Raw genomic sequence first — 17,624 nt, 5'->3', positions numbered from 1 at the left:
TTTTAGGTGCATACCAAAAATTGGATGTGCTAAAATTAATCGGAATAAGAGCTCAGAGAAGCCTGTCATGAATTACGATTCATATAATGAAGTACTCGATTACCTCATTGTTTTTTTCAACGAAAGAGTGAATTCATCAATTTATTTAGAAAAAATCATGACTTTGATTGAAGGATCTCGCTCAGAAAAAACGGTGATGATAAGAGCTATTTATGAAACATACATGCAGTATGTAAAACAAAATAAAGATGGCATAAAAGTTATCGCTGGGGAAAAAGAAATGTGGATTGACTTATTGCACCATTGGCAATAAGACTTTATCGCTATGCGGATGTTATTGCAAATGTTATAATAAATGTGATTTTACACGGAAAATTCTCTTCATATGGTTGTTATCATGTTAAGTCGAATATCATTAAGATCTTCTTAGACAGTCAAAAGTAAAGCTGGGGAACATGAGTGAATTAAATTTAAATCCGATTACCGGTGAGCTGAAATTTGATGATCTGCCTTTGGGGATTGATACTGAAGAAGGCTTTTGTAAGAGTGGTTTATACCACGAATTAATCAGACGAAAAGCTGTAAATAAAACCATGCCGAATCACTACCTTGTTGACTCAGTAGCATTTTTCGACAAAGAATTTCAAGTTACTATACGCCCGGTGTGCTATGGTTTTCCTTTTATGCTTCATCTTGTAGATAAAAACAGTCAGTATTATAACGCATTAAATGACTGGAATGCGCGAACTAATATTCACATGCTAAATGAATCAGTGAAAAGCTTGTCTGATTGGCTAAAAGAATCACTCAATCTGGACACGCCTGATACCACGGAAACAGACATGATTAGGTGGCGCTTTGAATGGGGGCGGGTTTCTGTCTCATATGAGATTAAATCATTTAATCACGGGATATATTTAACCTGGAATATAATGTAGTCACTTCCAGACAAGGTGGTTTAGATATGCTAGAAATGAATTTTGATGTTAATAGTGGCTTTGTGGCTATTAACAATTACCCCCTCGAGTTAAAGGATGTTGAGACTTTTAAAAATTCCGAATTTTACACATTATTTTTGCCGTTGAATACAATAGGCTCTTATTATTTCTCTATTGATAATATTGAGTGGAAAGATCAAACTTTCATATTAGAACTGAGGCCTTCTGTGTTTTCTTTTTCTCCTTCCATATTCCTTACCAGTAAGAATGGAAATTTTTATAAAACTTTATGGGATTGGGATAAAAGAGCCAATTTGCGTAATTTATCTGAAGAAGAACAGCGCTTGACAGCATGGGTTGAGAGTGAAATAACCTCGCGCCCTAAACTTAAAATTAGCACGCCTCCATACGGAACTCAGTGGCATCATGAGTGGGGAAGCATTATTGTACAGTCTAATGAAAGAAGCTTCGACTGTGGAATTTATATCGAATGGAATGTTTGACTGAATGACATTATTGATTAATAAAATCGCTCATTCGGTTCTCATCTTATTTATTAATAAAATTAAAAGGTTATAGAAAATGAAAATAACTAATCGACTGAAAAAGAAGGTATTAGTCCTGGATGGCATAGATAATGACTTTTTAGATTCTGGTGCAGAAATAGAATGCCCTGAATGCGAGGGAGTAATAATCTATTCTATCGTAAACTCATATGAATTTGACTTGCTCTCTGAAGAGGTAAAAGACTTTTTGGTTAAGAAAATGAGAGGTGTGAAGTTTGTTAGTGAACATAAGAAGTATATCTACGATGAAAGCCAATTATATGTTTCGAAAAACACATGTTCAAAGTGTGTAAAGGAATTTTCTACTGTATTAACGTATAAAGAAGTGCAGCCAGCCCGATACCGGGTATATCTTGTGGGGCTTTTTGAAGGTGATTTGAAACAGATCAAGCTTTAAAAGTTGAGGTTTACCAATGATTGAAAATCTCATTTGTATTAAAGAAAATGACCTGCTTCAGTGGGCGTGTGGTGAAAGTAACATAATGGTTAGTATGCCATTTTTAGACTCTGCAATGGTCGACTCAACACGCCAGTTAGTCTTTGCGTTAAGCGAACCAAAGCCATTACCAACCGTTTTGACCATCTTCAATGCTCAGGGCGAAAAACTATTTTGGTCTGCACCTCCTGAAGGCGCTATTTTCTATTACTTAACTTTCAACCAGTCAAAGGAAGTGATTGTGGCCTGTAGCTATGTGGTAAAGCAAAACGGCTGGCATGACTGGTTCTATTCGTGGAATATGAAGAATAACGCGTTGTCTCGATCGGGCCCTGCATATTAATATCAAATGTGCCCAAAATGATAACGATACCCGATGGCAACAGAGGAACTGCATAAGCAATTCCAACAAACGGCTAAAAACACAGCTGAGAGGCAAAGGATGAGCACGGTTTATATTGTCATTTTAACCTATATCAAACCACTCGAAGAGATTGACGCAGCAATACCTGCGCATGTCGAGTGGCTAAAAAAAGGGTATGCAGAGGGAATTTTCCTCGCATCCGGAAGACGGGTGCCGAGAATCGGTGGGGTCATTCTCGCGAAATGTGAGAGTCTTGCCTCTCTTGAAGAGCGATTACGCGATGATCCTTTTCAGAGGTTAAAGCTCGCGACGGTTGAAATCATTCCTTTTGAACCCAGCATGAAAACAGAACTCTTAGACAATGTGTTTTGACCCCGCAATAAAAAAACCACGCCAGGGCGTGGTTTTTTTCATTCAAGACGACTCAGACGTTGAACAGGAAGTTCATCACATCGCCATCTTTAACGATGTATTCTTTCCCTTCCGCACGCATCTTGCCGGCTTCTTTCGCGCCTTGCTCACCCTTGTAGGTGATGAAATCTTCAAACGCGATGGTCTGCGCACGAATAAAACCTTTCTCGAAGTCGGTGTGGATTTTACCCGCAGCCTGAGGCGCAGTCGCACCCACAGGGATGGTCCAGGCACGCACTTCTTTCACGCCAGCGGTGAAGTAGGTCTGCAGGTTGAGCAGGGCATAACCAGCACGGATAACGCGATTCAGCCCAGGCTCTTCCAGGCCCAGTTCTGCCATAAACTCGTCACGCTCTTCGTCATCCAGTTCGGCGATATCGGCTTCTACCGCGGCACAAACCGGAACCACGACAGAACCTTCTTTCTCGGCGATAGCACGCACCTGATCGAGGTACGGGTTATTTTCAAAACCGTCTTCGTTCACGTTGGCAATGTACATGGTTGGCTTCAGCGTCAGGAAGCTCAGGTAGCGGATGAGCTCTTTCTCGTCTTTGCTCAGATCCAGAGAACGCAGCATGCCCGCGTTTTCCAGCTGTGGCAGACATTTTTCCAGCACCGCCAACTCGGCTTTGGCATCTTTATCGCCACCTTTGGCTTTCTTGGAGATACGGTGGATCGCACGCTCGCAGGTATCAAGATCCGACAGCGCCAGCTCGGTGTTGATGACATCAATATCTTCAGCCGGGTTTACTTTACCCGCTACGTGAATGATGTTGTCGTTCTCGAAGCAGCGTACAACGTGGCCGATCGCTTCGGTTTCACGGATGTTGGTCAGGAACTGGTTACCCAGGCCTTCACCTTTGGATGCGCCTTTTACCAGGCCCGCGATGTCCACGAACTCCATGGTGGTCGGCAGAATACGCTGCGGCTTCACGATTTCCGCGAGCTGGTCCAGGCGCGGGTCAGGCATTGGCACCACGCCAGTGTTAGGTTCGATGGTACAGAACGGGAAGTTCGCCGCTTCGATACCCGCTTTGGTAAGCGCGTTAAACAGGGTGGATTTGCCCACGTTTGGCAGACCGACGATACCGCATTTGAATCCCATTTCTAAATCACCTTAATATCTTGATAATCAATCCGTTAACGATAACCGATTGATGAAAAGTAAATAACTACGCCTATTATACACGTAACCCGCATCCCGCGCGGTAAAAAAGCCGTACTGGATGGATTATTGCGCTTTAAAAGCGTGCAAGCGGTTTGTCGCTTTGGTTAAGCCATCTTTCAGCCAGATTTCGGTGCAGCGCGCCGCTTCTTCTACCGCCTCGTCTATCAGTTTCTGCTCTGAAACCGGGGGCTTACCTAACACAAAACCAACAACTTTGTTTTTATCGCCCGGATGGCCGATTCCCACGCGCAAACGGTGGAAATTCGGGTTATTGCCCAGCTTGCTGATGATGTCTTTCAGACCGTTGTGACCGCCGTGCCCGCCGCCCAGCTTGAATTTCGCTACGCCTGGGGGGAGATCCAGCTCATCGTGGGCCACCAGAATCTCATCCGGATTAATACGATAAAACGTTGCCATCGCCGCTACCGCTTTACCGCTCAGGTTCATAAAGGTGGTGGGCACCAGTAAGCGAACATCCGCGCCTGCGAGGTTGATACGTGAGGTATACCCGAAGAATTTAGGTTCTTCACGCAGGGGAGCACGTAACCGCTCGGCCAGCAGATCGACGTACCATGCTCCGGCATTGTGGCGGGTCGCCGCATACTCTGCGCCGGGGTTGGCGAGGCCGACAATCAGTTTAATCGTCACGATTCAATTCCTAATGGGTTCCAGATCTGGCGCGTAGTTTACTGTCTGGCGCGCCGCTTGACAAAATTCTGCGATCGTCTCAGCGAAATACAAATAATTTCTTATTTGAACAATTAGAATTTCAAGCTGTTCAAAGCCTTATTTGTAAACTTTTGTTTGGGAGTTATCTGTAATTGTGATCATTCACGCAACTCATAAAAGGGGCGTTGTCTATACTTTACACACAAGGATTAGGGGCTTTTCCCCTGACAACCCAAAGTTCCGGAGGTGACATATGAAACGCAAAAACGCTTCGCTACTCGGTAACGTGCTGATGGGTTTGGGGCTGTTTGTGATGGTTGTCGGCGTAGGTTATTCAATATTAAACCAGCTGCCGCAGCTTGATCTCCCGCAATACTTCGCGCATGGCGCGGTTCTGAGCATCTTCCTCGGTGCGGTATTGTGGCTCGCCGGGGCACGCGTGAGCGGCCATGAGGAAGTGTGCGATAAATACTGGTGGGTGCGCCACTACGATAAACGCTGCCGTCGCGATCAGCATAAGCACAGCTAGTGCCAGGACGAAAGAACACCGAAACGACTCCCCAGGGAGTCGTTTTTTTTTGCATCAAGGGTTGACCCTCACGTAACGTAAGGCATCAGAGTGGCGGCACTGGCAAAGAAAAGGAGCAGTTATGTTGATTCAGGTGGGTGAGCTGGCGAAGCGGGCCGGCATCACCGTGCGAACATTGCACCACTATGAGCAAACAGGGGTGTTGCTGCCTTCTGCCAGAAGCGCGGCAGGTTACCGGCTTTATAACCTGGCGGATGTCCAGCGTCTGCACATGATTCAGGCACTGGCAAAAGCGGGGCTGGAACTTGCTGAAATCAGGGATTTTCTGGAACAAAAGTCGCTGTCGTTAACGGAACTCCTCGATGCGCAAATCAGCCTGCTGGATAAGCAGTTGCGCAGCATACACACTCTGCGTGACAGGCTGGTGGATTTGCGTACCGGGCTTACCGCCGATGAGACGCCCGATCTGGAATCCTGGCTACAGACTCTGGAGTTAATGAATATGTACGATCGTTGGTTTACGAAAGAAGAGTTACAGCAGCTGCCGTTTGCCCTGCAGAAGGATGCGCTGGCGGCTATCTGGTCGGGGCTGGTTGCAGAGGTCAATACCCTGCTGGAACAGCACGTACCCGTTACAGACCCGCGGGCGATGGACCTGGCCACGCGCTGGATGGAACGCCTGGAGCAGGACACGGCAGGCAAGCCGGAGTTTCTGACCCGGCTGAACGAAATGCACAGCGCGGAGCCGCAGATGCAGGCGCAAACCGGCATCACGCCGAAGATGACCGACTATATTACGCGGGCGTTTGCCGAGTCGAAGCTCATTATCTGGGAGAACTATCTCTCTGCCGAAGAGATGGCGTTTACCCGGGCACATTACTTTGACCGCATGATGGAGTGGCCGCCGCTGGTGGCGAAACTGCATCAGGCGCAGCAGGAAAACCTCGACCCCGCCTCTGACGATGCGCAAAAACTTGCCGAAAACTGGCTGGCGCTGTTCCAGTCGTACGCGGGCACGAACCCGGAGACGCAGCAAAAGTTTCGCGTGGCCATGCAGCAGGAGCCGCATCTGATGAAGGGAACATGGATGACGCCTGCCGTGCTTGAATGGCTCCAGCAGGCGATTGGGGTGATGATGCAGAGACGCTTCTCTGCATCAGGGGGCTCACAGATCCGCTAACGCGGCATCACGATTAGGGTAGAAGGCTAGGCGGCCAGGGATCGGCTGCACCCCCGCCCGCGCCATGGTGCGCAGAGGCTGGAACTCAAGATTACTTACCCGCAGTTCACAGCCTTCCGGCAGACGTTTCACAAAGCGCTGGAAGGCGTCCAGCCCGCCCGCATCCAGCACCGGCACGGCATCCCATTTCAGGACCACTATCCGCTTGCCCGCAATGCGGGACTCCAGATCGCTGAACAGACCTTCCGCCGCGGCGAAGAACAACGGACCAATCACGCGCAGAACCAGCACATCATCTGGCACCTCCACGTTAACCGGGGAGAGGCGCGTCATCTGCGCAATACGGCGCATAAACAGCAGGGAAGCGAGCACGATCCCGACGCTGATGGCAATGACCATATCGAACAGCACGGTCAGCGACATGCAGATCAGCATGACGATGATGTCGTCTTTCGGGGCGCGACGCAGCAGGTTTACCACCTTATGCGCCTCACTCATGTTCCAGGCCACCATCAGCAGCAGGGCGGCCATGGCGGAAAGCGGCAGCCAGGAGAGCAGCGGAGCGAGGATCAGCAGGGCTAAGATCACTAGCACAGAGTGGATTACCGCTGAAACCGGCGAGGTGGCCCCGGCGCGCACGTTAGCCGCAGAACGGGCGATGGCCGCCGTGGCCGTAATGCCGCCAAAGAACGGTGCGATGAGGTTGCCTAACCCCTGGCCGACCAGCTCGCTGTTGGCTTTGTGCTTGGTGCCAGTCATGCCGTCGAGCACGACGGCACAGAGCAGAGATTCAATCGCCCCGAGCATTGCCATGGAGAAGGCCGCAGGAAGCAGCGCGCGCAGGGAATCCCAGCTTAAGGTAAAGCTGGAGCCGGGCATGTCCCACGGCAGCACCAGTTGCGGTAACAGTTGCGGTATGCCGCTACCCTGTGAACCGTCCGCCAGAACATAGTGGAACTGCGAGCCAATGGTGGCGACATGGCCGCCGAACATATTCACGACAGCCATCACCGCGCAGCCCAGCAGCAGCGCGGGCAGATGGCCCGGCAGACGAATACCCAGACGAGGCCAGACGATCAGCGTCCCCAGCGTCACAATCCCGATGGCGGCGTCGCCCAGGTTGGCAGTTGGCAGTGCCATAAACAGCGCCCCCACTTTTTGCAGGTAGTGTTCCGGAACGTGAGCCATCTGCAGACCAAGGAAATCCTTGATTTGCATCGTTCCGATGGTGATACCGATCCCGGAGGTGAACCCCAGCGTGACGGAAAGGGGAATGTACTCTATCAGGCGGCCAAAGCGGGCCAGGCCAAACAGAATTAAAAAGAGCCCGGACATCAGGGTGGCGACAAGCAGGCCTGCCAGGCCAAACTGCTGTGAAACGGGGTAGAGGATCACCACAAAAGCGGCAGTCGGGCCGGAAACACTGAAACGTGAACCACCGGTCAGAGCAATGACGATCCCGGCAACGGCTGAGGTGTACAGACCGTACTGCGGCGCAACGCCGCTACCAATCGCCAGCGCCATCGCCAGCGGGATGGCGATAATGCCGACTGTGATCCCGGCAATCAGGTCACGCACAAAGCGTGATGAGGTGTACTTCTCTTTCCAGCAGGCGTCGATGAGGGCGCGAAAGGGCAGAACATGTGAGGAAGTTACGTTTTTCACAATTATCTATCATCCGTATGCGCATCATCTGTCATGTGAATGGCAGGTGAAGGAGGCATTAATCATACAAATAAAACCCAGAGACAAAAAAACCCGCCGCAGCGGGTTTTTTGGCCGTGTCCGATTAGTGTTCGAACATTGCAGAGATGGATTCTTCGTTGCTGATACGACGAATCGCTTCGGCCAGCATCCCGGACAGGGTCAGGGTACGCACGTTTGGCAGTGCCTTGATCTCGTCGCTCAGTGGGATGGTATCGCATACCACCACTTCGTCAATAACGGAGTTGCGCAGGTTGTTCACCGCATTACCGGAGAAGATCGGGTGGGTCGCGTAAGCGAACACGCGCTTGGCACCACGCTCTTTCAGCGCTTCAGCAGCTTTACACAGCGTACCGCCGGTATCGATCATGTCGTCAACCAGGACGCAGTCACGGCCAGCCACGTCACCGATGATGTGCATCACCTGAGAAACGTTAGCGCGCGGACGGCGTTTGTCGATGATCGCCATGTCGGTATCGTTCAGCAGCTTAGCGATAGCACGAGCGCGTACCACGCCGCCGATGTCCGGAGAAACCACGATTGGGTTGTCCAGGTTCAGCTGCAGCATGTCTTCCAGCAGAATTGGGCTGCCGAATACGTTATCAACCGGGACGTCGAAGAAGCCCTGGATCTGCTCTGCGTGCAGGTCAACGGTCAGTACGCGGTCAACGCCGACGCTGGACAGGAAGTCAGCGACAACTTTGGCGGTGATGGGCACACGAGCAGAACGAACACGACGGTCCTGACGGGCATAGCCGAAGTAAGGGATTACAGCAGTGATACGGCCTGCTGAAGCACGACGCAGGGCGTCGACCATAACAACCAGTTCCATCAGGTTGTCATTTGTTGGAGCACAGGTGGACTGGATGATGAAAATATCACCACCGCGTACATTTTCGTTGATTTGTACGCTGACTTCGCCGTCGCTAAAGCGACCTACGGCGGCGTCGCCGAGGGAAGTGTACAGGCGGTTGGCAATACGTTGTGCTAGTTCCGGGGTGGCGTTACCAGCAAAAAGCTTCATATCAGGCACGAGAAGAACCTCAGGCATGCGTCCAGTGGTGGATAGCGTTCGCCGTAAACTGTGCGGGCCAGGCAAAGGCTATCCAGGCGGTGTATTAAAGAGCGCGATGCAACGTCTGGAACAGGGTGACGTTGTCACCGAAACTCAGTCTGCGCCAGAATGGCGTGCTGTAGGGGGGAGGTGTTCATCCCGCGCGCTACAAAACCATGCAGCCAAACCGGCGCTTGCTCAAGCACCTGACGAGCGGCGGATTCGGTGTCAAATTCAGCAAAGACACAGGCCCCTGTACCAGTCAGGCGCGACGGCGCGTATTCTAACAGCCAGGAAAGCACCGCATCAACCTCGCGAAAACGTTTTCTTGCGATATCCTCGCAATCGTTGCTGAATTCACAATTTAATAACGTTTCTATTGACCGCACCGGGGTATTTCTTTTCAGGTCAGGATCTTTAAAGATGACCGGGGTCGGAATGCTTACCCCAGGGTGGGCAACCAGGTACCATTTTTCCGGCGGTTCAACCGGAGAGAGGATCTCACCCACGCCCTCGGCAAAAGCCGCATGCCCGCGCACAAACACCGGGACATCCGCGCCCAGCGTCAAACCTAAGGCCGCCAGTTCGTCCTGCGAGAGCCCGCAACCCCAGAGGTGATTCAGCGCAACCAGCACGGTGGCAGCGTTAGAGGAGCCTCCGCCCAGCCCGCCGCCCATTGGCAGACGCTTCTCGATACGGATGTCTGCACCGCTACCCGCCGCCAGGCGACCGGATTGCGCCGCGGCGTTCATCAGCAGACGCGCAGCGCGCACAATCAGGTTGTCCTCATGTGCCACGCCGTCGACCGGCGTCAGGAGGCAAATTTGTCCGTCCTGGCGCAGTTCAATGGAGATCGTGTCGCCATAGTCAATAAACTGAAACAGCGTCTGCAGGGTGTGATACCCGTCAGCGCGCTGGCCGGTAATGTATAAAAACAGGTTCAGTTTTGCCGGAGAGGGCCAGTGGGTCATCATTTAACGATCCAGTTATCCATCTTCAGCTTGATGCGCTGGCTGCCCTGGGTCAGCTCCATGTTGGATGGCAGCGCCGGTTTACTCTTACTGTCATAGTCGTTGTACACCACTTTCCAGGTTTTGCCGTTCTGGGTGTAACTGATCTGGCTCAGACGGTATTGATCGTCAAGCGTGTAGTCGGTCGCCTCACCCGGCAGGCCAAGGATCCACTGGCGCAGGCTGTTGAGCGGAATAGGCATTCCCGTCAGTTTGCCAATCATCTCTTCGGCATCGGTCGCGGTGTAGTGCTGGCCTTTGTTATCGGTGATCTGCGCTTCGCCCGGTTTGGCGATAAGCTCAAGTTCGGTACTGCCCAGCGGGTTCAGCAGCAGCAGACGATAGTTGTCCTGGCCGGTCTGCTGCCAGAAGAAGCGCGCATAAACTTTTTGTTCGTCAGAGAGATAAGCGAAGGCGCCGCGGGTCTGGTACTGGCTCAAATTACGGACATCCTGCTGGTGCTGACGCCACTGCGGTGAATCAGGGCTTTTGCCCGGGCCTTTTGGTTGGGTGACGGTACATGCGGTCAGAACCAGTGCCGCCAGCGGCAGCAGGCGAATCAGTCGGGTCATAATGAGGACAAATCCTTGAGATACGTTGCAGTTATAACTGTTAATGCTAGCGTTGATGGTCCCCACCGTCTACGTTCAAATTATCTCAAAGCGTTGTGTAACCTATTACTCCGAAAGGGGGCAGTCCCTTTTATTGATCTCGCGCATCCTGTATGATGCGTTCTGCTAACCTTATTAACGCTGGTACTACTCCCGCTCAACATGACCCTATTAGCACTCGGTATCAACCACAAAACAGCCCCGGTTTCGCTGCGAGAACGCGTTACGTTTTCGCCGGATACGCTTGACCTGGCGCTGGACAGCCTGCTTGCCCAGCCGATGGTGCAGGGTGGCGTGGTGCTCTCGACGTGCAACCGTACCGAGCTCTATTTAAGCGTGGAAGAGCAGGATAACCTGCACGAAGCGCTGATCCGCTGGTTATGCGACTACCACAACCTCAATGAAGACGAGCTGCGCAACAGCCTGTACTGGCATCAGGATAACGATGCCGTCAGCCATCTGATGCGCGTCGCCAGCGGGCTGGATTCGCTGGTGCTGGGCGAGCCGCAAATTCTGGGTCAGGTGAAAAAAGCCTTTGCGGATTCGCAAAAAGGGCATCTGAAGGCCAGCGAGCTGGAACGCATGTTCCAGAAGTCATTCTCCGTGGCAAAGCGTGTGCGAACCGAAACCGACATTGGTGCCAGTGCGGTTTCTGTTGCTTTCGCGGCCTGCACCCTTGCACGCCAAATCTTTGAATCCCTGTCAACCGTCACCGTGATGCTGGTGGGCGCGGGCGAAACCATCGAACTTGTGGCGCGCCATCTGCGCGAGCATAAAGTGAAAAAGATGATTATCGCTAACCGCACCCGCGAACGTGCGCAGGTGCTGGCGGATGAAGTGGGGGCAGAGGTGGTTGCCCTGAGCGACATCGATGAGCGCCTGAAAGAGGCGGATATTATTATCAGCTCGACCGCCAGCCCGCTGCCGATCATCGGTAAAGGGATGGTGGAGCGCGCGCTCAAATCCCGTCGTAATCAGCCGATGCTGCTGGTGGATATCGCCGTTCCGCGCGATGTGGAGCCAGAAGTCGGCAAGCTGGCTAACGCCTACCTTTACAGCGTGGATGACCTGCAAAGCATCATTTCGCATAACCTCGCTCAGCGTAAAGCGGCGGCGGTGCAGGCGGAAACCATTGTCGAGCAGGAAACCAGTGAGTTTATGGCCTGGCTGCGCGCGCAAAGCGTCAGCGAGACCATCCGCGAGTACCGCGGACAGGCGGAGCAGGTGCGTGATGACCTGACTGCCAAAGCGTTAGCGGCTCTTGACCAGGGCGGCGACGCACACGCGATTATGCAGGATCTGGCATGGAAACTGACCAACCGCCTGATCCATGCACCAACCAAATCTCTTCAGCAGGCTGCCCGTGACGGGGATGATGAACGCCTGACTATTCTGCGCAACAGCCTCGGGCTGGAATAGCGCCCTATACCCATTTTCTAAGACAAGGTGCACTTACGCCTATGAAGCCTTCTATCGTCGCTAAACTGGAAGCTCTGCACGAGCGCCATGAAGAAGTCCAGGCGCTGCTCGGCGATGCCGGGACCATTGCGGACCAGGAACGTTTTCGCGCGCTCTCACGTGAATACGCGCAGTTAAGTGATGTTTCTAAATGCTATACCGACTGGCGACAGGTTCAGGAAGATATCGAAACGGCGCAGATGATGCTCGACGATCCTGAAATGCGCGAGATGGCGCAGGAAGAGTTGCAGGATGCGAAAGCGCGTTCTGAAGAGATGGAGCAGCAGCTTCAGGTGCTTCTGCTGCCGAAAGATCCGGACGATGAGCGTAACGCATTTGTAGAGGTCCGCGCCGGTACCGGCGGTGACGAAGCGGCCCTGTTTGCCGGGGACCTGTTCCGCATGTACAGCCGCTACGCCGAGTCACGCCGCTGGCGCGTGGAGATCATGAGCGCCAACGAAGGCGAACACGGTGGCTACAAAGAGGTTATCGCCAAGATCAGCGGCGACGGCGTGTACGGTCGTCTCAAGTTTGAATCTGGCGGTCACCGCGTACAGCGCGTGCCGGCTACCGAATCTCAGGGTCGCATTCATACCTCCGCCTGTACGGTGGCGGTGATGCCGGAGCTGCCGGAAGCGGAACTGCCGGACATCAACCCTGCCGATCTGCGCATCGACACCTTCCGCTCCTCCGGGGCGGGCGGTCAGCACGTTAACACCACCGACTCCGCCATCCGTATTACCCACCTGCCAACCGGCATTGTGGTGGAGTGCCAGGACGAACGTTCCCAGCACAAAAACAAAGCCAAAGCGCTTTCCGTGCTGGGGGCGCGTATTCACGCGGCAGAAATGGCGAAACGCCAGCAGGCGGAAGCGTCAACCCGTCGTAATCTGCTGGGCAGCGGCGATCGCAGTGACCGCAACCGCACCTACAACTTCCCGCAGGGTCGCGTGACGGACCACCGCATCAACCTGACGCTCTACCGTCTGGACGAGGTGATGGAAGGGAAACTGGACATGCTGATTGAGCCAATCGTGCAGGAATACCAGGCCGACCAGCTGGCGGCGCTGTCCGAGCAGGAATAATGGATTTTCAGCACTGGTTACGCCATGCCTCCGGCGAGCTTTCCGGGGGTGAAAGCCCGAAGCGTGATGCCGAAATTTTGCTTGAGTACGTGACGGGCAAAGCTCGCACGTATCTGCTGGCGTTCGGTGAAACCGAACTGACCGCTGATCAGGAAGCGCAGCTCGCCGCGCTGCTTGCCCGCCGTAAAACCGGTGAGCCGGTGGCGCATCTCGTCGGAGAGCGTGAGTTCTGGTCGTTACCCTTGTTCGTCTCTGCGGCGACGCTGATCCCGCGTCCTGACACCGAGTGTCTGGTGGAGCAGGCGCTGGCGCGTTTACCCGCAGAGGCCTGCCGCATTCTCGATCTCGGTACGGGGACCGGGGCCATCGCCCTGGCGCTGGCCAGCGAACGGCCCGATTGCGCGGTCACGGCGGTGGATGTGATGCCCGACGCGGTGGCGCTGGCGCAGCGTAACGTGGAACGTCTTGCCCTGGCTAACGTGACCGTGCTGCAAAGCAGCTGGTTTAGCGCACTGGAGAAGCAGACGTTCGGGATGATTGTCAGTAACCCGCCCTATATCGACGAGCATGACCCGCACCTCTCGCAGGGGGATGTGCGCTTCGAACCGCTGTCGGCGCTGGTTGCCGCCAGGGAGGGATTAGCCGATCTCGATCACATTGTGACAACGTCACGACAGCATTTACTTCCCGGTGGCTGGCTGCTGGTGGAGCATGGCTGGACGCAGGGGGACGCCGTGCGGGCGCTGTTTACACAGGCAGGCTACACGGCGGTTGAAACCTGCCGCGACTACGGCGGTAACGAGCGTCTGACGCTGGGGCAATGGGCATGAAGCCTGGCTATCTGCCATTTACTGATAAAGGCGCAGGGCTGACTGAAAAGCCGTTTGGCGTTATCATTGACATCGTTTTGGGTTTTATCGCGTCTGGACGTCATTGTACGCGCAGTCGTTACTGGGGTAAGTCATGAGGTCCTTAGCCGATTTCGAATTTAATAAAGTGCCGCTCTGCGATGGCATGATCCTGATTTCGGAGATGATTCGCGACGATTTTACGTCGCAGTATGTCTACGATGAACTGGAGAGTCTGGTCAGCCTGGCGCGCGAAGAGATCAATCAGGCGCGTCCGCAGGACTGGCAGCTGGAGAAGCTGCTTGAGCTTTTCTACGGCGAATGGGGTTTCTGCGACACGCGGGGCGTGTATCGCCTGTCTGACGCATTATGGCTGGACCAGGTGTTAAAAAATCGTCAGGGCAGCGCGGTCGCGCTGGGCTCTATTTTGCTGTGGATCGCGCACCGTCTGGATATTCCACTGGTGCCGGTCATTTTCCCGACGCAGATGATCCTGCGTGCCGAGTGGCTGGACGGTGAGATGTGGCTGATTAATCCGTTTAACGGCGACACGCTGGACGAACATACGCTGGACGTCTGGCTGAAAGGCAATATCAGCCCGGTGGCCGAGCTCTTTAATGAAGATCTCGACGAAGCCGACAACGCCGAAGTTATCCGTAAACTGCTGGATACGCTGAAATCGGCGCTGATGGAAGAGCGTCAGATGGAGCTGGCCCTGCGTGCCAGCGAAGTGTTGCTGCAGTTTAATCCGGAAGATCCGTACGAAATTCGCGACCGCGGGCTTATTTATGCCCAGCTCGACTGCGAGCACGTGGCGCTGAACGATTTAAGCTATTTCGTCGAACAATGTCCGGAAGATCCGATCAGCGAAATGATTCGGGCGCAGATCAACGCGATCTCGCACAAACAAATTACACTGCATTAATCTTAATTCCGATTCACACCTGAATAAGGCGATCCTATGAAACAAAAAGTGGTTAGCATTGGTGATATCAACGTGGCAAACGACCTGCCGTTCGTGCTGTTTGGCGGTATGAACGTGCTGGAATCCCGCGATCTCGCCATGCGTATCTGCGAGCACTACGTGACCGTGACCCAGAAGCTGGGCATCCCGTACGTGTTTAAGGCCTCTTTTGACAAAGCCAACCGCTCCTCAATTCGCTCTTACCGTGGCCCGGGCCTGGAAGAGGGGATGAAAATTTTCCAGGAGCTGAAGCAGACGTTTGGCGTGAAAGTGATCACCGACGTGCATGAAGCTTCTCAGGCGCAGCCAGTGGCTGACGTGGTAGACGTGATCCAGCTTCCGGCGTTTCTGGCTCGCCAGACTGACCTGGTGGAAGCGATGGCGAAAACCGGTGCGGTCATTAATGTGAAAAAACCGCAGTTCGTGAGCCCGGGCCAGATGGGCAACATCGTCGATAAATTTATCGAAGGTGGCAACGACAAAGTTATCCTGTGCGACCGTGGCGCTAACTTCGGCTACGACAACCTGGTGGTGGACATGCTGGGCTTCAGCGTGATGAAGAACGTCTCTAACCAGTCGCCGGTGATCTTCGACGTAACCCACGCGCTGCAGTGCCGTGACCCGTTTGGCGCGGCGTCAGGTGGCCGTCGTGCGCAGGTGACCGAGCTGGCGCGTGCCGGGATGGCGACCGGCCTGGCGGGTCTGTTCATTGAAGCGCACCCGGATCCGGATAACGCGAAATGCGACGGTCCTTCCGCGCTGCCGCTGGATAAACTGGAGCCGTTCCTGAAGCAGATCAAAGCGATTGACGATCTGGTGAAAAGCTTCGACGAGCTGGATACCAGCAAATAATAAAAAAACCCGCTTCGGCGGGTTTTTTTATGGGGCATATTGCCGGGTGGCGCTGCGCTTACCCGGCCTACAGAACCCGTAGGCCCTGCAAGCGAAGCGCCGCTGGGCAAAAAGGCTACGCAAAAATCGTCATCAGATACGCAACAAACAAAGCCATATGCGCTGCCCCGTTCAGCACATTGGTGCGTCCGGTGGAGAACGAAATCTGGCACAGCAGCAATGATGCCACCATCACAATCATCTCCGGCGCGCCCAGCGCAAACTGCAGTTCGTTGCCGGTCATAAAGGCAATCAGCGTCACTACCGGTACGGTGAGTGAAATGGTCGCCAGTACCGAGCCGAAGAACAGGTTCATCGCTCGCTGCACCTGATTGTTCAGCACCGCTTTCAGCGCCCCCAGCCCTTCAGGGGACAGAATCAACAGCGCCACCAGGAAACCGGTAAACGCCACTGGCGCGTTCAGCTCGGTCAGCAGTGTCTCCAGCGGGTTAGCATTCATCTTGGTGACGGCAATCACCGCAATCAGATGTACGATCAGCCAAACCGTATGCCACGCGCTGCTGTGGGCCGACGGCTTACCGTGGTGCGGGTCATCGTCGTCGCTGTCATCTTCATGCTCATACACAAACAGGCTCTGGTGCGTTTTGGTCTGAATCAGCAGAAACACGCCGTACATGGCTGCGGAAATGAGCGCGACTAACAACGCCTGACCGGTAGAAAAATTGGCGCCCGGCAGCGCCATCGGAAAGACCAGCACAATAATCGCCAGCGGGAAGAGCGCAATCAGATACTGTTTAATGCCGAACAGGTTCATATACTGGGTCGCGAATTTGCGTCCGCCCAGTAACAGAGAGAAGCCCACCAGACCACCCGTGACAATCATGATGATCGAATAGAGCGTGTCGCGCATCAGCGTCGGCGCGGCGTCACCGGTCGCCATGAGTGCGGAAATCAGACTGACTTCAAGAATAACAACGGAAAGGCTGAGAATTAACGATCCGTAAGGCTCACCCAGACGGTGGGCTAATACGTCCGCATGGCGAACGACGCTAAATGCGCTGGTTAAGATACCGACCAGGGCCAGAATATTGATACCAACCACCACTGGCAGTGACTGACTGCTTCCCCAGAAGAGCAGCACAGCCAGTGCCAGAACCGGGAAAATGAGTGACGTCTCCTTGTGGCGGGTCTTCACCGCCTCGTGTGCTGCTGTCATGTGCTTCTCCATCAATGCAGGTGCTTGTCATTATAGATAGATTTTTGAGGCCGTTACATTAACAGTTCTCTGTTAAATACCCTTTATTTTTTACTCAAATTTACCCTTTGTGATGATATTGCATCATGATGCGCATAATGCGTTATCTTTATTTTATATGCCTTAAATAACAGTGGATTATCATTATAATTTACGCATAAATTATTCCTGACTGGCACCATGGCGTATCGTCGTCCACACTTATCTCTTTAAGCAAAAGAGAGGTTAGTGATGCCCTATAAAACGAAACGCGAATTACCGGATAACGTACAAAACGTACTCCCTGAACACGCGCAGGAGATCTACAAAGAGGCGTTTAACAGCGCCTGGGATCAATACAAAGATAAGGACGATCGGCGGGATGATGCCAGCCGTGAAGAGACGGCGCACAAAGTCGCCTGGGCCGCAGTCAAACATGATTATGAGAAAGGAGACGATGATAAATGGCATAAAAAGAAATAGCCGTGAAACCATTCGCTGCCTTCATTTTGACTTTTCAGGCGGTTGAACTGCTGTTGTATT

21 protein-coding genes and 1 pseudogene are annotated in these 17,624 nt (G+C 53.2%); 15 read left to right on the top strand and 7 right to left on the bottom strand.

Features of this window, described 5'->3' with window-relative positions:
• The first annotated feature begins 67 nt into the window (after positions 1-67).
• The 6 genes from C1N69_RS12845 to C1N69_RS12820 all read left to right on the top strand — a co-directional run bounded on the left by C1N69_RS12845 (position 68) and on the right by C1N69_RS12820 (position 2,676).
• Positions 68-313 (top strand): hypothetical protein, encoded by a 246-nt coding sequence (locus C1N69_RS12845; RefSeq protein WP_024907057.1) that lies wholly within the window; start codon positions 68-70, stop codon positions 311-313.
• 142 nt (positions 314-455) lie between these two features.
• Positions 456-938: a hypothetical protein gene (locus tag C1N69_RS12840; protein ID WP_155031320.1), complete on the top strand. Its 483-nt coding sequence runs from the start codon at positions 456-458 to the stop codon at positions 936-938.
• A gap of 26 nt (positions 939-964) precedes the next feature.
• On the top strand, positions 965-1,441 hold the full coding sequence (locus C1N69_RS12835) for a hypothetical protein (RefSeq protein WP_155031319.1): 477 nt from the start codon (positions 965-967) through the stop codon (positions 1,439-1,441).
• A 79-nt stretch (positions 1,442-1,520) separates the two neighbouring features.
• A complete protein-coding gene (locus tag C1N69_RS12830; protein WP_155031318.1) occupies positions 1,521-1,901 on the top strand; it encodes a hypothetical protein in 381 nt (126 codons plus the stop codon).
• Between the two features lie 16 nt (positions 1,902-1,917).
• Entirely contained in the window at positions 1,918-2,283 is a 366-nt protein-coding gene (locus C1N69_RS12825; RefSeq protein WP_155031317.1) for a hypothetical protein, read from the top strand.
• A 99-nt stretch (positions 2,284-2,382) separates the two neighbouring features.
• The gene (locus C1N69_RS12820; protein WP_155031930.1) at positions 2,383-2,676 is read left to right on the top strand and encodes a YciI family protein; all 294 of its coding nucleotides are present in this window, start codon (positions 2,383-2,385) and stop codon (positions 2,674-2,676) included.
• A gap of 52 nt (positions 2,677-2,728) precedes the next feature.
• On the opposite strand, the gene ychF is transcribed toward C1N69_RS12820, so the two are convergent.
• Positions 2,729-3,820, bottom strand: coding sequence for a redox-regulated ATPase YchF (gene ychF, locus C1N69_RS12815; protein ID WP_020690896.1), 1,092 nt, complete (start codon positions 3,818-3,820; stop codon positions 2,729-2,731).
• A gap of 126 nt (positions 3,821-3,946) precedes the next feature.
• Entirely contained in the window at positions 3,947-4,531 is a 585-nt protein-coding gene (gene pth / locus C1N69_RS12810) for an aminoacyl-tRNA hydrolase (RefSeq protein WP_155031316.1), read from the bottom strand.
• A 274-nt stretch (positions 4,532-4,805) separates the two neighbouring features.
• Between pth and ychH the strand changes: the two genes are divergently transcribed.
• The gene (ychH, locus tag C1N69_RS12805) at positions 4,806-5,081 is read left to right on the top strand and encodes a stress-induced protein YchH (protein WP_008499505.1); all 276 of its coding nucleotides are present in this window, start codon (positions 4,806-4,808) and stop codon (positions 5,079-5,081) included.
• Between the two features lie 121 nt (positions 5,082-5,202).
• Positions 5,203-6,261, top strand: coding sequence for a MerR family transcriptional regulator (locus C1N69_RS12800; protein WP_155031315.1), 1,059 nt, complete (start codon positions 5,203-5,205; stop codon positions 6,259-6,261).
• Here C1N69_RS12800 and dauA read toward each other — a convergent pair.
• The 4 genes from dauA to lolB all read right to left on the bottom strand — a co-directional run bounded on the left by dauA (position 6,247) and on the right by lolB (position 10,601).
• Positions 6,247-7,926, bottom strand: coding sequence for a C4-dicarboxylic acid transporter DauA (gene dauA / locus C1N69_RS12795; protein ID WP_045286259.1), 1,680 nt, complete (start codon positions 7,924-7,926; stop codon positions 6,247-6,249). The genes C1N69_RS12800 and dauA overlap by 15 nt on opposite strands.
• A 124-nt stretch (positions 7,927-8,050) precedes the next feature.
• Positions 8,051-8,998, bottom strand: coding sequence for a ribose-phosphate diphosphokinase (gene prs / locus C1N69_RS12790; RefSeq protein ID WP_003856663.1), 948 nt, complete (start codon positions 8,996-8,998; stop codon positions 8,051-8,053).
• A 125-nt stretch (positions 8,999-9,123) separates the two neighbouring features.
• Entirely contained in the window at positions 9,124-9,993 is an 870-nt protein-coding gene (gene ispE / locus C1N69_RS12785; protein ID WP_045286260.1) for a 4-(cytidine 5'-diphospho)-2-C-methyl-D-erythritol kinase, read from the bottom strand.
• Positions 9,990-10,601 (bottom strand): lipoprotein insertase outer membrane protein LolB, encoded by a 612-nt coding sequence (lolB, locus tag C1N69_RS12780; protein ID WP_095441639.1) that lies wholly within the window; start codon positions 10,599-10,601, stop codon positions 9,990-9,992. The genes ispE and lolB overlap by 4 nt, the downstream gene beginning before the upstream one ends.
• 201 nt (positions 10,602-10,802) lie before the next feature.
• Here lolB and hemA point away from each other — a divergent pair, with 201 nt between their 5' ends.
• The 6 genes and pseudogenes from hemA (at position 10,803) to kdsA (ending at position 15,847) form a co-directional block, all read left to right on the top strand.
• On the top strand, positions 10,803-12,059 hold the full coding sequence (hemA, locus tag C1N69_RS12775; protein WP_025756524.1) for a glutamyl-tRNA reductase: 1,257 nt from the start codon (positions 10,803-10,805) through the stop codon (positions 12,057-12,059).
• 41 nt (positions 12,060-12,100) lie between these two features.
• Positions 12,101-13,183: a peptide chain release factor 1 gene (gene prfA / locus C1N69_RS12770; RefSeq protein ID WP_025756525.1), complete on the top strand. Its 1,083-nt coding sequence runs from the start codon at positions 12,101-12,103 to the stop codon at positions 13,181-13,183.
• A complete protein-coding gene (gene prmC, locus C1N69_RS12765; protein WP_155031314.1) occupies positions 13,183-14,013 on the top strand; it encodes a peptide chain release factor N(5)-glutamine methyltransferase in 831 nt (276 codons plus the stop codon). Before prfA ends, prmC begins: the two co-directional genes overlap by 1 nt.
• Before the next feature lie 8 nt (positions 14,014-14,021).
• Positions 14,022-14,114: pseudogene (locus tag C1N69_RS22955) on the top strand (siroheme synthase); the annotation flags it as partial.
• Between the two features lie 32 nt (positions 14,115-14,146).
• Entirely contained in the window at positions 14,147-14,956 is an 810-nt protein-coding gene (sirB1, locus tag C1N69_RS12755; protein WP_013096236.1) for an invasion regulator SirB1, read from the top strand.
• Between the two features lie 36 nt (positions 14,957-14,992).
• A complete protein-coding gene (gene kdsA / locus C1N69_RS12750; protein ID WP_025756528.1) occupies positions 14,993-15,847 on the top strand; it encodes a 3-deoxy-8-phosphooctulonate synthase in 855 nt (284 codons plus the stop codon).
• 115 nt (positions 15,848-15,962) lie between these two features.
• On the opposite strand, the gene chaA is transcribed toward kdsA, so the two are convergent.
• Complete coding sequence (gene chaA, locus C1N69_RS12745; protein ID WP_014832275.1) at positions 15,963-17,063, bottom strand: sodium-potassium/proton antiporter ChaA; 1,101 nt, start codon at positions 17,061-17,063, stop codon at positions 15,963-15,965.
• Positions 17,064-17,333: 270 nt separating this feature from the next.
• Here chaA and chaB point away from each other — a divergent pair, with 270 nt between their 5' ends.
• The gene (gene chaB / locus C1N69_RS12740; protein ID WP_025756529.1) at positions 17,334-17,564 is read left to right on the top strand and encodes a putative cation transport regulator ChaB; all 231 of its coding nucleotides are present in this window, start codon (positions 17,334-17,336) and stop codon (positions 17,562-17,564) included.
• Positions 17,565-17,624: the final 60 nt, after the last annotated feature.

Origin of the sequence: Enterobacter sichuanensis, from assembly GCF_009036245.1 — a bacterium.
In the GTDB taxonomy this organism is placed as follows: domain Bacteria; phylum Pseudomonadota; class Gammaproteobacteria; order Enterobacterales; family Enterobacteriaceae; genus Enterobacter; species Enterobacter sichuanensis.
Note: the sequence above shows the minus strand (reverse complement) of the source record. Positions and strands in the feature narration are given on the sequence as shown.

Excerpts from the sequence above, each read along its gene's own strand:
- hemA (WP_025756524.1), top strand. The coding sequence starts at position 10,803 with ATGACCCTATTAGCACTCGGTATCAACCACAAAACAGCCCCGGTTTCG.
- prfA (WP_025756525.1), top strand. The coding sequence starts at position 12,101 with ATGAAGCCTTCTATCGTCGCTAAACTGGAAGCTCTGCACGAGCGCCAT.
- ychH (WP_008499505.1), top strand. The coding sequence starts at position 4,806 with ATGAAACGCAAAAACGCTTCGCTACTCGGTAACGTGCTGATGGGTTTG.
- ychF (WP_020690896.1), bottom strand. The coding sequence starts at position 3,820 with ATGGGATTCAAATGCGGTATCGTCGGTCTGCCAAACGTGGGCAAATCC.
- C1N69_RS12820 (WP_155031930.1), top strand. The coding sequence starts at position 2,383 with ATGAGCACGGTTTATATTGTCATTTTAACCTATATCAAACCACTCGAA.
- ispE (WP_045286260.1), bottom strand. The coding sequence starts at position 9,993 with ATGATGACCCACTGGCCCTCTCCGGCAAAACTGAACCTGTTTTTATAC.
- C1N69_RS12830 (WP_155031318.1), top strand. The coding sequence starts at position 1,521 with ATGAAAATAACTAATCGACTGAAAAAGAAGGTATTAGTCCTGGATGGC.
- prmC (WP_155031314.1), top strand. The coding sequence starts at position 13,183 with ATGGATTTTCAGCACTGGTTACGCCATGCCTCCGGCGAGCTTTCCGGG.
- C1N69_RS12835 (WP_155031319.1), top strand. The coding sequence starts at position 965 with ATGCTAGAAATGAATTTTGATGTTAATAGTGGCTTTGTGGCTATTAAC.
- chaA (WP_014832275.1), bottom strand. The coding sequence starts at position 17,063 with ATGACAGCAGCACACGAGGCGGTGAAGACCCGCCACAAGGAGACGTCA.
- C1N69_RS12800 (WP_155031315.1), top strand. The coding sequence starts at position 5,203 with ATGTTGATTCAGGTGGGTGAGCTGGCGAAGCGGGCCGGCATCACCGTG.
- chaB (WP_025756529.1), top strand. The coding sequence starts at position 17,334 with ATGCCCTATAAAACGAAACGCGAATTACCGGATAACGTACAAAACGTA.
- C1N69_RS12840 (WP_155031320.1), top strand. The coding sequence starts at position 456 with ATGAGTGAATTAAATTTAAATCCGATTACCGGTGAGCTGAAATTTGAT.
- kdsA (WP_025756528.1), top strand. The coding sequence starts at position 14,993 with ATGAAACAAAAAGTGGTTAGCATTGGTGATATCAACGTGGCAAACGAC.
- C1N69_RS12845 (WP_024907057.1), top strand. The coding sequence starts at position 68 with ATGAATTACGATTCATATAATGAAGTACTCGATTACCTCATTGTTTTT.
- sirB1 (WP_013096236.1), top strand. The coding sequence starts at position 14,147 with ATGAGGTCCTTAGCCGATTTCGAATTTAATAAAGTGCCGCTCTGCGAT.
- lolB (WP_095441639.1), bottom strand. The coding sequence starts at position 10,601 with ATGACCCGACTGATTCGCCTGCTGCCGCTGGCGGCACTGGTTCTGACC.
- C1N69_RS12825 (WP_155031317.1), top strand. The coding sequence starts at position 1,918 with ATGATTGAAAATCTCATTTGTATTAAAGAAAATGACCTGCTTCAGTGG.